Source organism: Zooshikella ganghwensis DSM 15267 (genome assembly GCF_000428585.1).
Classification (GTDB): Bacteria; Pseudomonadota; Gammaproteobacteria; order Pseudomonadales; family Zooshikellaceae; genus Zooshikella; species Zooshikella ganghwensis.
This window is the reverse complement of record NZ_AUAF01000045.1, coordinates 1-17,798: the sequence shown is the minus strand read 5'-3', so window position 1 is coordinate 17,798 and position 17,798 is coordinate 1. Positions and strand designations below refer to the sequence as shown.

Genomic DNA, 17,798 nt, shown 5'->3' with positions numbered 1-17,798 from the left:
CCTTCGTAAGAGATATACATAAAATGTATGTCCTCTTCTGGTATTTCTTCATGGGTGTAAATTGTTGTAATCACTGTATGTGGGATGTCATAGGCAGTTGATCGGTAAGTTAATCTGGAGTGTAGTAGATGGCCATTATCCCCTTGGATGAATTTAAAAAAGCAGCAGCGGTCAAATTTAAAAAACAAGGCAAAAGTTATCAGCAGTTACTTCAAAGTTACCAAGCTTATGAAGGCGTTAAAGATGAAAACTCATCTGCAGAGTATGATGCTTTAAAATCATTGTTGGGAGAAGTTAATCAGTATTTGCAAAAGCATCCTGACTCTGGCAGAAATGTAGCGATTCAAACACTTAAAACACAGATTATTGAGCGGCGTTATCAAGTCTGGCATGTCCAGCAAAATGAACAGTTAAAGCATGAGTTAACTTTGTTGGCTCAGAATCAGCAACAAGCAAAAAAACAAGCATATAGTGAAGTGCTGCAGTCTTTAAAAGATATTATTGGCGCTTCTTTTGATCAACCTGGGGAATTACGGCAGGTATTGGAAAATCGTTACTCTAAATCAACGGTTGACTACTTAAATATTTTAACTCAAGGGGTTTTGGTTAATGCTAAAAAACTCAATACCGGTATTTTACGTGCAGTAACAGATGTTTTGTTAAGTCCTGAATTTGCTAGCTTGCAGAAAGCATTAGAGGTTGTGAAGCTGAATAGCAACAGCCCAGTGTCAGAGCAAGGACGGTTTGCGGTTGCACAGGAGCTGGCAAAGTTTCCTGTTGAGATATTAGATTTAATGAAAGCACACAATATCAGTGTGCTTGTTACTCACGACAGTATCACCAGTTATTATCAGGAATTAAAAGGCGTAACCCCACGCGGCTGGCCTGCTGGAAAAACATGGGATTCTGTGCCGGGTGTTGGTGCATTTGGGGCTTTTCGAGGTGCAGTCATAGCAGTTAAGTTGGATGCTAATGGTAAGTGGGTCGTGCCAAAAGCGGGTGATGGGCATAATGCAGCCAATCTGGTGTTACATGAAACGGCCCATGCAGTTGACCGAATTGTCGGTGAAGATAGCAACGGTGGACAATATCTTAGTAACCGAAAATCATTTTTAGCCACTTGGCAAGGGGATTTTCATAGCTTAGGTGATGATTACTATAAACAAGGTGGTGCCCAAGCTGGTCGAGAAGAAACTTTTGCAGAAGGGATAGCAAAATATTATGAAAAAACGGCACAGCTAAACTGGAAAAATGTACGAGGATGGTTATCAAATAAACCCTTTGATAAATACGCCCAGCAGTATTATGACGAGTTTTCCGGAAGCTGGTGGCAAAAGCAATTATCCGCTGAGTTTTCTGCAGAAGTTAAAACCTACGTTGAGCAACAAGTGCCAGAGCTTAAACAGAGAGAAAAACTGGACTTCTTAACCGTACGTAAAATTTATCAGGCGATTAATGACGCGCCTATTGCAGGAAATAATGCACCTTTAGCCAGCCTTAATACTTTAAAGGCAAGACAGCTTGTCTCATCTTCTATCGCACCTCCACCGCCTACGGTTGATAACCTGGAAACTGTATGGCGTGATGTGCCAACGCGAGAAGTGCTGATAAAACAGGCTGCAGTAGTAGGTAAACCACAGGGAGCCAGCTATACAGCGCTGTTAAGCGAGCTTCAGCAGTTTTGGCAACAAGCGGACGGCGAACGAATTAATACGGCATTTAAATTATATCAGCAGGCCGGGGACTATATTGATCAACACCCTGACTCAAAGCGTAATAGCGCTATTCATGGACTACGTCAGCATTTAGCGCGAGCCATTAATAAGGCTCAATCCGATCAACCTCAGACACAAGAAACCCTCGCCAGAGTTAAAGCGCGTCTCCAGCTTTTACAGATAGCGGAAGGTTTAATTGCTGAGCCTCGTTCAACTCAAGCGACACAATTAGCTGATGGTAGCTGGGTACTAGCGGATTCACCCAATGCAGGTATTGACTCATTACAGCATTTACAAACGGCATTTGATCAATCGCTGAGAGATCAAGAGTTAGCGGCAGGTCGTGAAGCGGGTAATCGAGTAAAAGCACAAGCTAATATATCTCAGGCAGAAGCGGATGCGATTACCTGGTATACCAAAGAAGGTTACCTGTATATCAATGATATGCTGCGTAATGACCAGCCATTAACTCACTTCGTGAAAGATTATGGTGTCAGTGCACTGCAGGGGCTGAATAAACTAACTCATTATGAGGGAACCGTTTATCGCGCACTGGCGGTAGATGACTTATCTACACTTGCTGATCGATTGATGCCAGGGCAGTTAGTGGGTGATAAAGGCTTTTTATCAACTTCGATCAGTGCTGAGTTTGCTAAGGAGTTTCGTGGAGGTAAAGGAACTGTTATTTATGCCTTTGAAGGTGTCACTCATGGTCGAAATGTCACAGGATTTGCTCAGCTAGAACAAGCAGAAGTATTGTTGCAGCCAGGCAGTCATTTTCGGGTAGAAGCTACCAAGCTCACTGATAACAACCTTTATGTTGTATTAAAGCAGGCAGATGATTTAACAGCAGGTGAAGTGGTCCGTAACCTGGCAACAGGTGATGTATTAGGATCAGTAATTAATAGTCAAACCACTACGCTAATCGACGACGTAAAAAGAACTTTTGTCGAGCCGAGCGTTGCATCGTTGTTAGATATTCAGCAACCAGGTGAGACCAATAGTGGCCACAGCGTAACGGCTAATAAGGCAGGTGATGTGCCGCCACCACCACCGGTTAAAACGGATAATGAATCTGCCTTGGTTGAGGCAGCCACTCACCGTAAGCTGACCATCACTGAAAAGGCAAAATATGTAGCAACAGTGTATAACCGTTTGGCAACAGGCGTCGCTACAGATGATGTCTATGGTGTGATTACTCCAGGGTTTAAGCGACCCACTGAAGCAGAGCTTGCCCAGCTAAATGAAACACTTCTAGCAAAAGCCAAAAAAGTGGTAGCGGAAAGTATTGATAAAACATTGGGTTTATTAGGTGGGCAGCAACATAATGTGCCTGAAAGTTTAAATGCTCAAGTACGTGATGAACTGGCATCTCTCTTTGTCGAAGCCACAGTCAAACAGGATTATGATTTACGCGCAGCGTTAATTGCCAAGGTTGATGCACTGGGAATTTCGTTTGAAGCAAAAGGGAAAGGTGATAAACTACTGGCGTTTTGGTCGGGAGAATGGCATGGCTATGAACACGTACTGAATCAGAAATTAAATGCTGAAGGTAAAGCCATTGCAGTCGATCATCATGTTTCGGGTATCGAGTTTTTACATCAACTGAGAAATAGTTTAGATCACTTTGCCACTGGTCTACGCGACACTCCAAACCTTAAACACCTTTTCCAGCAAGGCAGCCGAACTTTAGCAGGGTATTTAAGCTCAGTTTATGCGACAGGTGCACAAGGTACTACCTACGCGTTGTCTAATGGTGGTATTCAACTGAATAATTATTTTTGGAATGTTGAGCTGCCTGTTTTAAAAAAAATGCAGCGAGATGGTATTTTGCAGGATATTAAGATCCTGTTTGAAAATTTTGAGACATACATTGATAAGCCATTAAATGAAATAGGGGTATCTGTTAGCAGTAAAGAAGTACCTGTGAAGGTGCAATTGCAACGGTTACCAGAGCATTTACAAGCCTGGGCAACGGTTAAACATTTCCAGCAATATGCAGATGAAAAATTAACACCTGCATTGGTAGAATTACATCGTGCAGCTAAACGTTACATCGATTTACATCCTTCGTCTAAACGGGTACCTGCGGTTAAAGCATTATTACAATCGGTATCGGGTCAATTAATTACGTTAAATGAACTGGCTTCTAAGCCGCAGGCAGATCAATTGGCCTTTGTTAAACAGTTTGCGGATAAAGCATTTGTTAATCAGGGTTTCCCTGAAATACTTTCACTTTCAGACTTTTCAAATGAAGCATCAGTGGTTGGTAAGCCAAAAGGTGAGGGTTATCAAGCCATCTTATCGTCTCTGGAAGCATTGCATGGTCAAGCCAGTAAAACAGAACTAGCGGATGAACGCACATTAATTGATTTAGGGTTAAATGGTGATTTTATTAATCGTCATGCTGATAATTTAAGGCATCAACTGCTGCCATTTAATTTATTACGCGAAACCTGGGGAGTAAAAATTAATCATGATATTACCAATGGAAAGGTAGCCATTACCCTAGCCGATGGACGTCAGATTAATGTGCAGGTTGATGCCTCTGGCAATCAACGACAACAGTTAGCCACACTACAGCGTTTTATACTGGCTAATTATGATCAAACCTCTATTCCCAACGGGTTGGCACTAGCCGGAGATCAAATTAAACAAGTCAGTGACGCAGGCTCAACGGTACTGGCAACCCGCTCAGAAGGGCAGTGGCGTTTAGCCACAAACTCAGCAGTGGCATTTCCTCATGAAAATTACCAGGCATACCGTTTTGCGGTAGTACAAGATAAATTGGCTCGACAAATACAACCTGGTGTTTATGAATACCAAGATAGTCGTGTATCTCATGTACTGAAAATTGAGGATACATTCTATGCTGCTAAGTTTGATAAAGATAATAACACCTGGCGTTTAGTGGATAGCACAAATACTGCAAAACCTGGCGTAGCGGTTCATTTAGACGAAGGACAGTGGCAATTAAATTTAAAAGTGGGCTTAGTGGGTGGCAGCACAGTTAATACCACAGCGCCTGCAGATTCACTTACCCGTCAAAGTCAGTGGGTTGCTACTTTTTCAGAACAGCTTAATCAGCTTTCGGGTGATATTCACTTTAAAGCATCAACCTTTACTCAGTTTGATGCCGCTAGACAGCCTGCTATTGATAAAGCGAATACCTTATTAGCAACACAACACCCCGTTTGGCTGGAAACGTATAATCACTTTGCTGAGTTAAATAATGAGCAAGCGTTAGGCCAATTAAGTGAAACTGATCAGCGTCAGCTAAGTGCTTACTTGGAGCAACTGGTTCAATTAAATACCGCAGCAGAAAAAGATGGTTTATTGCGTGGTGAACAAACACAGTCGGTGACAGACTTTGTTGGCTCTATTCAGCAACAAGATAATCAGAGCAATGCGCTTTATGTGTTAGGTGTGGCTGATCAGCACGTGTTGGTTCAGGTACATGACACCAATGGCGAAGTACGTATTAGCCTAAGTGGTGCTGCACTAGGTGAAGTATCTGGCATCCAAAGCTATAGCCAACTACAACAGGTGTTAACGGTCTATCTGAATACGCTAAATGATAGCCAGCAACAGTCTTATGGTCAGTTTAAGGTAGCGTCAGTTGATGCTGAACAAGTATCACTGCTTGGTGAATCACAACCTGCCTTTGCTACAGCATTACGTGCTGAGATTCCAGGAACAGAACAGCGACTTAAAGGCCTGGATAGTTCGCAGGGATTATTGAAATTAGGTGAGCTGAGTGTCAGCCGTGTGATGCTGCATGAGCTGGGTGCAACCGTTGATGGTAGACCTGTTGATGTAAATACAAACTTCGCAGACCCCGAGCTTGCCAGCAAGTTGCAGTTTAGTGAGGGTAAACTCCAGGCGTATTTAGCCCATAGCCATGAAGGTGGTGCTCAAGATACGCAGGCTGTTAGCCAGCTAATAACGCTGGTAAAACAGCAGCGTAGCCAGTCAGGTAATACGTCACCTGTCGTTGTAGAGCAAGGATTACCCAATCATTGGTTGCGAGATCAGCTGGCTCAGCTCGCCAGTAACCGCTATGCCTTTGAACAAGGCAAACAGCTTGTGGAAGTGGCTAAACTTAATCATTTATCCGTTGAGCTAGCACCCAGTACCAGTCATAAGCCACAGGCTGCTTTAGCGAATGTATTAGCCACTGCGCGTGCACAACAGCTTGATGCGGGAATTGAAACGTTATTAGCAAACCAAAACCGCATTAATTTTTTACAAACAGCGCAACAGCAAGGCCGCGCTACCTCGGCAGAAACACAGTCATTACAACAACTGCTGTCTACACAAGAAGCCTTAGTTAAGGCTTATCAAAGTGATCCTGCCTTTAAGCAGTCATTAGGCTATTTAAGTATTCGTGATATTACCCAACAGGTGAGTGGTACGGGAGATAAAACCCTGACACTAAGCTCAGGAAAATATCATTATTTAGTGAGCCAACAGAAGGGTAAACTATCCTTTTATGATCCTGCTGTTGGGTGGATTTCAGGCTTTGATTCAGCCAATGGCTTACAACAGTTTTTAACAAATTATTTTTCCGATAGTGCTCGGTTACAGCTAGGCACAGCCACGTCAGCCTTTCAAACCCATGAAATTGCAGCACAGTTTTTAAATAATGAACATGTTGCTTCTTTAACAGATACGTTAAGAACTGCAACACCAGTTGAATTAGACCGTTTAGCGCAGTTGGATTTGCAGCAAGGGCCGGTTAAATTAGGTGAGCAATCTATCAGCCGGGTTAAACTATGGCAGTTAGGTGCTAAAGTTGAGGGGCAATCATTATCCAGCTTGAACTTTCAAGGTGACTGGGCGTCAGCCGTTCGCTTTGATGGGCAATTATTACAATCCCATTTATCTACTAATCCACCGAGTGACTTTGTTGACAGTGTCAAGCTATTGAAATCGGTTGCGCAGCAGCACAATGGTGATATTAGCAGTGTGGTTGATGGTGTAGAAAGCACATCATTTAAACAGACACTATCCACATTAGAAAGTAATCGCCCACTATCCACACAACAAATACATCAGATTCAGCGTAAAATTGCTGGTCCTCGTATTAATTTCGGGACAATCAAACATATTGCAGGACAGACGCCAGGTGTTGCATTACAAGTGTGGGGCATTTATTCGGGTATAAAGTCAGCAGTAAATGCATTTAAGCAGGGTGATACTCAAGAAGGTTTAATTCAAACAGGGGCGGTGGTCGCAAACATTGCTTCGATTCCTGCAGAAATTGCTTTAAACCGTAGCTTACCAAAACTTGGACAACGACTGACGGCTCGTTTAGCAGGGAGTGGCTCAAGATTTGCGGCATTTAGCAGTAATTTAGGCCGGTCGTTAGGTCGAGCAGGTGGTTTAGCTGCGTCACTGATTACCTTGCCCTTCGATATTTATAGTGCCTATAAAGCATTTTCCGATGCAGGCAAAGAAGGTTTAACCGATAAACAACGACAAGACAAGTATGTTGAAGGTGGCTTTTCGGTAGCAGGTGCAGCGGTTACATTATCCCTGGGGGTAGCTGCACTAGCAACAGGAAGTTTTGCATTAGGACCCATTGGCATCGGTTTAAGTTTAGCATTACTTGTTGGCTCGCAAATTTATTCTGCAGTACGTCAGGTTGAAGATGTTTGGGAATATGTGCCTGCACTGGATAACTGGCAGCATCGGTTACGGCAAGGCTGGCTAGCCTTTACAGGTCAAGAGATGGATCAGTGGGTACTGGATGCATACAAGGTTAATAAAACTAAGGAAATGTATCTTGCTCAAGCTAAATCTAATGCTAAGGAATTATTAAAAGGTGAGCTGGGCAATTTAGTTGACACGATTATTTACGGCGATGTTGATGTTGTTATTCAGGAAAACAAGGTACATCACTATGAAGGTGGGTATGACATCGTTCGTGATCCTGTGGTTAAAGGTGACGATGATGTTATTTTTGCTCAAAATGGTATTAACGAGCTGTTAGCAACAGAAAAACGTGAAGGTATACGTCCGACCATTGCTATTCAGGGTGAGCAGGATGACAAGAAAGGAGTATTTTTCAATATTGGTGATGGTCATGATACCGTGTTTGGTGTTACCAATAAGAAAAATGAATTTTTATTTGGTAAAGGTAATAAAAATCTAAAAGGTGGCAAGCTGGATGATAATTTTACCTTTGCAGCAAATTATTCGTTAGTTGAAAACTTTTTAAATAATCCAGATAAACTTAACGATCGTATTTTCTTTGAAATTGATGGTGGTGAAGGACAAAACACGTTAATTTTGAATGCGGAAACTTACCGTAAGTATGACTATGATCGGCAATATACTGGTTTTATTGTCGATTTAAACCAAGGCAAAGTGTGGTTAAGAAAATCAGCTGAATCTGGAGACGCTGCACGTGGGCCGGAAATTGGGTTATTGAAAAATATTCAACATACGTTGGGTGCCTCGCAAGGAAGTGATATTATTTATGGTAATGATCAGAATAACCGGTTATTGGCAAATAGTTACGATCAGGTTTTTGCTGGCGGTGGCAGTGATATCATCACTGTTACTGGGAGTCCGACTGTAGATGGAGGCCGTGGTCAGGATATTTTTCTGGTACAACGTGATGTGAGTAATACCGAAATTCGTGAAGATGGAGCTGATGTCTCGGTAATTCGTTTAGAGTTTTCGTTGGATGAAATTGTCGATTGGCAAATCATTGGTGGTGACTTACGAATTGGTTTACAGGATCAGTTTAAGTCAGTCACGGTTAAGGGGGTCTATCAACAACGCAATAACCAGTGGAAATTAGTCAATGATAAACTGAATTTCCAAACCCGTGATGGTTTTATGCTGGTACCTCAGCTAGAAAAAACACTTACCACAGAAGCCGAACAACAAGCAACGCCTATTCAATTAGCCGTTCGTTACTTGAAACCAGGAGATAAAACCTATTTTGCTGAGAAAACCGGTGTGACCGTTGATTTAGGTGAAAATCGAATTGACGGTAATAATCAAGGGGGTGTTCACCAAGCGAATGAGTTTGTAGGAAAGGATGATCCTTCTGCTATTGTGGTTGATAGCCAGCATAGCACTATTGAAGGTAAGCCTGCAGGGCAGCGTTATTTAATTACCCGTGGAGTGGGTGAAGTTACTATTAAGCCAGAAGCACAATCAGATAATAATGCAGTCATTAATACATTATTACTTGATTACGATGAGTCTGAAATTAAAGGGATAGATATTCAGTATAATGCCCAGTCCTATGACTATCACTACAGTGGCGGGGTGTTACGTAATGTAGGCTATCATCGTAAAAACTATACAATAATTGTTTCCTTTAACGATGGGCGACAAGTCATACTGCCTGACGTTATTGATACCACGACACATCCTGGTGACGCATTACCAAGTGGAGGTAAAACATTACGGGATTATCGTCTGATTACGCGTGATGGTATTGAGTTATCATTAAAGGACAAAGGGATTTCGAATAGTCGATTTTCATCCAAATCGTTTCTTCATGCAGGACATTATGATGATAAAAACCACTCAGGCGTGAAACGTGTTAATACGCTTTCAACAATCAACCGAAAGGATTATACGCTAACAGACTGGCAGTGGGGTAAAGGTAAAACCTTAGCAGAGCGCTATGTGTTGTCAGGTGAAGGAACATCATTTGCTGATCATATTATTGGTAGTGATGATAATAACCTGTTGCGTGGCTATGGTGGTGATGACCTGCTACAAGGTAAAAATGGACATGATACTTATGTCGTGGGTGCGCTTGAAGGTTCAGTGACTATTGATAATCGTGCCACTGATAATAAGCTTGATAGTTTGATGATTGCTGCCAGTTTCAATGACATCAATAGTCATCGTGAAAATAATGATTTAGTAATTACTGCCCGATTGCCTCGTCCTGATAAGAATGGTAATACAGTATGTATTGATCGAAAAATTGTGCTGCAAAACTATTTTGTCAGCCAGGCTTTCCGCCATTTAACCATTGTTTCAAATGAAGGCCATCAACAAGAGTGGGTTGTTGATGAGTTTGGTAACTTAAGTCGTATTATTACCGGTAAACAATCAGCCGCTGATCATTATTTATCTGATACCTTGACTGCTTTAGATAAAGGCCAGCCTCTGGTGGCTGATAAGCATAATTATCAGGATAATGAGACTGCGCTCAACCATGTAGTGGATGCGGATAAATTATCCACGACACGATTTGTTGGTAGTCAGCATGATGACAAGATTACTTTAAAAACAGCAGGTCAGCTAAATAAACTTCAGATTGATCAAACGTTGGCGAAAGTTATCTACAACATTGATCTCGGTGAGGGTAATAATACCGTTGATTTAAGCCAATTCTTCAAAAAGGGTGTTTATGTCAGTTTAATGGGACCTGCTGGTATTTCCTATAATACGGATGCTTATGAGTTAAAGCCGTCAGATATATTAAACGAAACTATTCATATTAATAATGTGGCTAACATAATTGGTACTGATGGTAATGACGAGTTACGTGGCTACAATGGGAGTAACCTGCTTGCGGGCGGTGATGGTGAAGATACCATTGATGGTAAAGAAGGCCAGAATACTTTAATTGGTGGAGCTGGTAACGACACTATATACAGTGGTTTTCATCAGGATTTGATTATTTTTAGTCGTGGTGATGGGCTAGATAGTATTGCGGGTAATACTACTAATGATGTGATCGAAATTAATGGTTACCGTTTAAGTGATTTACATTTTGGCTTGACCTCGGATAACCAGTTAAAAGTCACTTTTAATGGTGAAACGGGTGATGGAATCACTATTATTGCTCATTGGTCAAGAAACTGGAATTTGGTTATTAAAACGCAAGATGGCATGATTAATAAAGCGGGTATCGATACATTAATTCCACTTTTCTCCGAAGTCGATGCCGCGAAATGGTCTGCAGGGCAAATTGCCGTAACTTCCTCTCAGAAGAAGGTTCTGCATAGGGCGTGGCAGTTAACTCATTTTACCTTACAAGGGGACGACAATCGTGCTTCTGTGCTCATAGGTCAGCAAGGTAATGAAGAATTCATTGCGGGTAATGGCGGAACAGTAGTCCGTGCAGGTGCTGGTGATGATCAGTTAACAGATGGGGAGGGTAATGATGTATTGATTGCAGAAGCGGGTGCAGATCTGATTACCTTCAATCATGGTGGTGCAGATGTGGCCAGTGGTGGTGAAGGAGAAGACACATACCGGGTATCTGCAACAAGCCAGGGCATTAAAGTTATTGATAATTTAGCGGAAGTGGGTGAAGACGTTCTTGTCTTGGAGCAAGCACAAAGCTTAGCGGATATTCAATTAGCGAAGAATGGATTAGATCTGCATATTTTACTAAAAGATACTAATGGTAAGGTAAATACCAAAGACTTACCTGAAGTCATTATCAAAAACTACTACCTTTCAGAGAAACACCGTCATTTGGACTTGGTATTGGAGAATATTGATGTTTCACATGCTGAACTTTATGGGCTCGCTAAGCTGGCATTAGAGCGAAAAGATGTTGTAGTGAACAGTGTGGTAAATGGTAATGAAACGGATATTAACCCGCTACAAAACAGTGATCGTCCATTAGCGGTTTCACTGAATGGTGAACGGTTGGAAGGCCAAACATTTACCGGGTCCAAGCATGCTGATTATGTTAAGCTGACAAAAGTTGGGCATTTACAAAAATTGGATTTAGGCCAGGGAGATAACACCCTCGATTTATCAGGTTTGGCTGTTGATGGAAATACCTCAGTGGTTTTAGTACCTCAATCTCGTACTTATCAGCGACTGCATGTTAATGATAAAGAAGTACAATTACACGGGGTACATCGAGTCATAGGCAGTGCTGCAGAAGATAATATTTATGGAAATGAAGCTGCGAATATTTTGCATGGTGGTTTGGGTAATGATCGCTTGTTTGGATTGAAAAACAGTAATACCCTGATTGGAGGTAAAGGGAATGACTATATCCGCAGTGGTCAAGACCAAGATACTATTGTTTTTGAGCAAGGCGATGGTCAAGATCAGGTGGTAGGCGATACGACAGGTGATGTCATCAAGCTAAAAGGCGTGAATGCTTATGATGTGCACTTTTCAGTGGAAGGTGATGCACTTGAGATTGGTTTTAAAGGTCAGCAAGGGGATAAAATTACCATTACTGATTGGAGCCAAAATCAAGCCTTGTACATTACCACTGAGGATGGCAGTGTGCTTGATAAGCAAGGAATTGGTCAGTTAGTGCAAGCGATGGCGTCATTACCCAGTGATTCCTGGTCTTCTTCTACACCGATAGCGAATGATATCAAGACTTCAATTGCACAGGCGTGGACGATAACTACTCAGTCATAAGCTTTTTGCAATTAGTTTAAATAAAGCAGCCAGTTGGCTGCTTTATTTTTATAGGTAGAAAAAATAATTTCAACATGACCTATAATGGTAAACAGGATCAGGACGAGGGGAGAGACTATATTGTATGAAACTTCAATAAATAGACGATTTTATTGCTACCTTGCGATACATATTATCGCTGTTTTTAGTCCTAAGTTTCTCTCAGCAGACCCACTTGAAATAGTGATGGATTATTACCCCCCTTTTAGTTATGAAGAGCAGGGGGTTGCCAAAGGCATTTGTACCGATGTGGTTAATGCGGTGCTAAGACAAATAAAAAGACAGGCAATTATCAGTCAGTTACCTTTTGCTCGAGCGTATAAAAAAACAATGGAAGGTAAAGGTGTTTATGAGTATTGTGTCGTGCGAACACCTGAAAGAGAAAAGTTATTTCAATGGGTAGGCGTGGTGGGACCAGCAGAACAAGCTTTAATTGCCAAAAAAACAAAAAAAGTAAAATTGAGTGACATTTTTCAACTAAAAAAACACCGTATAGGTCTGGTAGTGGAAGATGTTGTGGATCAATATTTATCTAAATATGAAGAACGTTATAATTTAAGGATAGAGAGAGTGCCTAGCTATGAAGTCAATATGAAAAAACTTTTAAATGACCGTATTGATATATGGGGAGGTAACTTACACGTTGGGTTTTATTTAATAAAAAAATTAGGAAAAAAATGAATGATTATGAGGTTGTGTATAATATCGATAGTTTAAAAGGGGAGTATTATCTGGTTACCGGTATTCGAACCTCAAAAGCTGACGTTTTAAAACTTCAAGAAGGTTTCAAAAAAGTACATTCGAGTAGTTTTTATCAGGATATTGTAAATCGTTATTTAGGGGGAGATTAGTTGTCTAAAGGTACTTGTCTCAAGAGACTGGCTCCCCTTCGACTGAACCATGAATCCCTTCTGGGTGGCCGCAGCTTGTTAAGATATACCTTTCAAGAATGATTTTTAGGTTTGTTATCTTCGCCCCAATCACCTATTTATATAGGATCATGGGGATGTATCACTCTCTGGCCCAATCTAAAAAAATTATATTGGATACCGTTTCCGCATTCACGTGGCGAACAGTTCTATGCATGCATTAAAAGTACAGCAGTTGTCTTGTGTACTGCTAAAAAGACCACTGATGGATAATATTTAAACCAATATGATACTGGTTATCATCACCTTGATCATCGGTAACAGGGCTATCACTGGCATCATCTAACAGTCGTTGGTAATCTAAAAAGGCATTTAACTGCCAGTCACGTGACAGTGAAAATGTATATAAAAGGGTAAGCCCCATTCTATTCATGCCGCTGTCAGCGTTAAATGTAGGGTACCTCTAAAAATATTGAAATTTTGGTAACATTTTTAGAGGTACCCATATGTAAATTGAGCGACAAAATAAATACTTATATATTAAAAAGCCCATCAACATGGGCTCATAAGGGAATGATCTTTCTTGTGATAATTAGTTTGTTGGAAAGTAATTGCTGATTGGTAAGTTTGCCCATTCAAAGGGAATATTATGTTGCTGTGTGTAATCATTAAATAAACCTACTGTTTCACGTATGCGATCTAAATATCTATCAGCGGACTCTTGATGAAAACCTATAGATACGTAAACATTTTGTTCTGGGTTTTGCTGCCATTTTTCAATATTTTTCTTCAGGACCTCAAGCATCCCTTCTGCAGTAATATAATCCGCAAGGATACCATTATCAGGTATTTCCATAATTTTCTTTTGCTCAGAAATACGGATTACATAGGGTTGAGAATCTGTGTTGGTTTCAGTCCAAAGGTTATCTAACCAACGATATAAGGGTAGTTTTTCCCAGGGGCTGCCTTCAAGTAGTTCTGGTGGCACTGCTGAAGAATCATAGTGAATACCTTCTTCCGCAAGTGCTTGCATGGTATGAGATTTTGCCATCCAACCACCAGCACGGAAGCTTACAGGCTGATTAAATCCTTCATCCATCAGGATACGTTTACTGTTGCGAATTAATTTCTTTAGCTCATTTTTGTTATAGGCACTAATGTCTATTTCATGTCCACAGTCTTTAGGTGTTTCGCATTTAGTGAGGTCAATAGGCGTCTCAGTGTGCGCGCGAGGAGAGGTTCGAAAAGTGACACCACTGATGTCAGCAAGAGAGCGCCAACCATGGATATGAAGACCGTGCTCATCAATGGGCAGTAATACTGACTGGATCTTTTGGGTAATATCGACAGAATTGGCATCTGCTTTGGTATAGTAAGCAGCATTTAAAAAGTGTAATAAACCTATTTCGGGAAAATCTTCTCGAAATTTCTTCATTTTCTGTAGGTCATTATCCTTTAAAAAGAAGCCCTCCCAGTCAACACTAATGATGGCAACCACTTTACCTTGTGCAAAAGTGTAATGGCTGAATAAAAAAATACAACAAATGAAGAATGCTTTAAAAAAGCTGAATTTAGACTTTTGTTTCATTAATATACCTTATATGTTGTATAATTGAGCTTATATGGTATACATATTTATCGAGTTTAATAAATAAGATATTTGCTATAGAAGGTGTAAAAAAAGGCTATCGCTTTATTTAAGTCGACCGTTGGTTCGAGTCGGTTGACTAATTAAACAGATCATATATAGACAACAGCTGAAGTATATAATATGTAACAATGTTAAGAGGTTTTTGAATGGCTGATATCAAAGTTGTCAGGGAGTTATCTATAAAAAATAGTCTGTGATGATATTTGGATGGGTAGTCAAAGACTGGGTGATGTACATCGACCTGTTTGCCTGCAGAGATGTGATAACTATCGTGACAAATAACAACCTCTAGGGAGGGGGCTGAGCGTGTACTGCCTATGTTATGCAGGCTTTTGTTGAGGCGCTTTAAAATATATACCTAAAATGAAGGATTTTAGGATCATTAATATTGGCTATTACACCTATCTATTTTTTCAATCTGTTTTTCGCTCCCTTCATCATAAGAAACTGCTATAAATAAGTAACTAGTCTTCTAAGTCTTACCTCTTAAGGAGTATTTTTCATGATAAAAAAAGCGATACCAGCCTTCGCCACTTTAGTGGTGGCACTCTCTCCAATGCTATTATCAACCCCTGCATTAGCCGCGGCAGGGGAGCCAAAGCCAAACAAATTCTGGTGGCCAGAACAGCTTAACTTGAAACCGTTGCGTCAGCATGTTGCTGAGTCTAATCCGTATGGTGAAGCGTTTGACTATGCTGAGGCCTTTAAAAGTCTTGATCTTGATGCGGTAAAAAAAGACATTGAAGTTTTACTAACCACCTCTCAGGATTGGTGGCCAGCGGATTATGGTCATTATGGTCCATTTTTTATTCGGATGGCATGGCACAGTGCGGGCACATACAGAGTAGGTGATGGCCGCGGTGGTGCTGGAGGAGGGCAGCAGCGATTTGATCCATTAAATAGCTGGCCAGACAATGCCAACCTTGATAAGGCTAGACGCTTGCTATGGCCCATTAAGCAGAAATATGGCAGGAAATTATCGTGGGCTGACCTGATGATTCTCACTGGTAATGTTTCGCTAGAATCGATGGGATTCAAGACGTTTGGTTTTGCTGGTGGGCGTGAGGATGACTGGGAACCTGACATGGTTTATTGGGGGCCAGAGAAAAAGTTTTTAGCAGATGAGCGCTACAGTGGTGATCGGGAATTAGAAAAGCCCCTAGCAGCCGTTCAGATGGGCTTAATTTATGTTAACCCTGAAGGTCCTAATGGAAATCCTGATCCGCTGGCTGCGGCCAAAGATATTCGCGAAACGTTTGGCCGCATGGCGATGAATGATGAAGAAACGGTTGCCCTTATTGCTGGTGGTCATACATTTGGTAAGGCCCATGGGGCTGTTAAAGCTGACTGCCTGGGACCTGAGCCTGCCGCAGAGGGCATAGAACATCAGGGCTTTGGTTGGAATAATAAGTGTGGCAAAGGCAATGCAGAGGATACGATAACCAGTGGTCTGGAAGGCGCGTGGTCAGTTAACCCCATAGCTTGGACAACACAATATCTTGATAACTTGTTTGCCTTTGAGTGGGTCAAAACAAAAAGCCCTGCTGGCGCAACACAATGGATTCCTGCGAATAATCAAGCGGCTAATCTGGTTCCTGACGCTCATGATAAGACCAAGCGGCATGCGCCAATTATGTTTACGACTGATCTCTCATTGAAATTTGATCCTGAGTATAAAAAAATTGCGATGCGATTTAAGGAAAATCCAAAAGAATTTGAACAAGCTTTTGCCAAAGCTTGGTATAAGTTGACACACCGTGACATGGGCCCTCGCGCACGCTACTTGGGAAGCCATGTACCAAAGGAGGAAATGCTTTGGCAAGATCCAGTACCCGCAGTTAAACATAAACTCATAGGTGAGAATGATATAGCATCGTTGAAAGCAAAAATCCTTGCTTCTGACCTGACTGTACCTGAACTTATCCGGACGGCATGGGCCTCTGCCGCTAGCTTTAGAGGGACTGATATGCGTGGTGGTGCTAATGGTGCGCGTATTCGTCTTGAACCGCAAAAAGACTGGCCAGTGAACAACCCCAAAGAACTGTCGAAAGTGCTTGCTAAGTTGGGGAATATCCAAAAGGAGTTTAATGGCTCATTATCTGGCGGTAAGCAGGTATCCCTGGCTGATGTCATTGTGCTGGCAGGAAGTGCTGCCGTCGAAAAGGCTGCGAAAGAAGGTGGGTATAATATTAAAGTAGCATTCCATCCTGGGCGAGCAGATGCAACACAACAGCAGACGGATGTAGAGTCTTTTGCTGTGTTGGAACCAAAGGCTGATGGTTTTCGTAATTATTTTGACAAAGCCTTGAAAAACTCTCCGACAGATATGCTGGTTGATCGTGCCAGTCTGTTAAATCTGACGGTGCCTGAAATGACTGTCCTTGTGGGAGGTATGCGTGCATTGAATGCGAATACTGAAGCGTCTAAGCATGGCGTGTTTACTGATAAACCTGGGGTATTAAGTAATGACTTTTTTGTTAACTTACTTGATATGTCAACTAAGTGGACAAAGTCTTCCAGCGCTGAGGGCATTTATGAAGGTTATGATCGTAAAACAGGCAAACTCAAATGGACCGCAACTGCTGTCGACTTGATTTTTGGCTCTAACACAGAGCTTCGTGCTGTAGCAGAAGTGTATGCAGCTAATGATGGTAAAGAAAAGTTTGTTAATGACTTTGTTGCAGCCTGGTCTAAAGTGATGACCCTTGATCGCTTTGACCTTTAACCCACGCTATTGGAGTGGATTGATTGAGTAACAAAAACGGTTAGCTTGAATAGCTAACCGTTTTTTAATAAGGTTAATAAAAATAGATCATGATGAAACAAAAAATAGCGATACAATGTAACAACTGGCTTACTAACATTGGCTCTATATGGATTCCTAGGGGGTAGCATATAATACAACCAAAGATGTATTATGCACGTCTATTTGGGTAAATTAAGTCAGTAATAAGCAAAGAATGATCAATATCAAACAACTGGTAAATGATGAGCAATGCTACCAGTTTATTCGTCAGAGACGTTGGCCTGATGGCGTCAGCTGCCCTCACTGCCAGTCTCAACAAGTAGAAGGCAATGGTAATCATCAAAAGCAAATTGCCCGAAAACGTTATCGCTGCCTAGCGTGTCATCGGGGATTTGATG

Annotated in this window: 6 protein-coding genes and 1 pseudogene; 5 read left to right on the top strand and 2 right to left on the bottom strand. The window is 41.5% G+C overall.

Annotated features, from left to right (window positions below; all coding sequences use genetic code 11):
* The first annotated feature begins 128 nt into the window (after positions 1 to 128).
* From F607_RS0111755 to F607_RS34055, 3 genes are all read left to right on the top strand, one after another.
* Positions 129 to 12,095 carry a membrane-targeted effector domain-containing toxin gene (locus tag F607_RS0111755; protein WP_027708245.1) on the top strand — a complete coding sequence of 3,989 codons (11,967 nt, stop codon included), beginning with the start codon at positions 129 to 131 and terminating at the stop codon, positions 12,093 to 12,095.
* Positions 12,096 to 12,215: 120 nt separating this feature from the next.
* The gene (locus F607_RS0111750; protein WP_169719785.1) at positions 12,216 to 12,815 is read left to right on the top strand and encodes a substrate-binding periplasmic protein; all 600 of its coding nucleotides are present in this window, start codon (positions 12,216 to 12,218) and stop codon (positions 12,813 to 12,815) included.
* On the top strand, positions 12,812 to 12,985 hold the full coding sequence (locus F607_RS34055) for a hypothetical protein (RefSeq protein WP_157365444.1): 174 nt from the start codon (positions 12,812 to 12,814) through the stop codon (positions 12,983 to 12,985). The genes F607_RS0111750 and F607_RS34055 overlap by 4 nt, the downstream gene beginning before the upstream one ends.
* A gap of 268 nt (positions 12,986 to 13,253) precedes the next feature.
* Here F607_RS34055 and F607_RS33515 read toward each other — a convergent pair.
* Both F607_RS33515 and F607_RS0111735 read right to left on the bottom strand, forming a co-directional pair.
* Positions 13,254 to 13,451: pseudogene (locus tag F607_RS33515) on the bottom strand (MipA/OmpV family protein); the annotation flags it as partial.
* A gap of 144 nt (positions 13,452 to 13,595) precedes the next feature.
* A complete protein-coding gene (locus F607_RS0111735) occupies positions 13,596 to 14,591 on the bottom strand; it encodes a polysaccharide deacetylase family protein (RefSeq protein WP_027708243.1) in 996 nt (331 codons plus the stop codon).
* Between the two features lie 619 nt (positions 14,592 to 15,210).
* Here F607_RS0111735 and katG point away from each other — a divergent pair.
* Both katG and F607_RS0111725 read left to right on the top strand, forming a co-directional pair.
* Positions 15,211 to 17,379: a catalase/peroxidase HPI gene (gene katG / locus F607_RS0111730; RefSeq protein ID WP_051311376.1), complete on the top strand. Its 2,169-nt coding sequence runs from the start codon at positions 15,211 to 15,213 to the stop codon at positions 17,377 to 17,379.
* A 235-nt stretch (positions 17,380 to 17,614) separates the two neighbouring features.
* A partial coding sequence (locus F607_RS0111725; RefSeq protein ID WP_027708241.1) for a transposase occupies positions 17,615 to 17,798 on the top strand: 184 nt, incomplete at its 3' end.

Excerpts from the sequence above, each read along its gene's own strand:
- katG (WP_051311376.1), top strand. The coding sequence starts at position 15,211 with ATGCTATTATCAACCCCTGCATTAGCCGCGGCAGGGGAGCCAAAGCCA.
- F607_RS0111735 (WP_027708243.1), bottom strand. The coding sequence starts at position 14,591 with ATGAAACAAAAGTCTAAATTCAGCTTTTTTAAAGCATTCTTCATTTGT.
- F607_RS0111755 (WP_027708245.1), top strand. The coding sequence starts at position 129 with ATGGCCATTATCCCCTTGGATGAATTTAAAAAAGCAGCAGCGGTCAAA.
- F607_RS34055 (WP_157365444.1), top strand. The coding sequence starts at position 12,812 with ATGAATGATTATGAGGTTGTGTATAATATCGATAGTTTAAAAGGGGAG.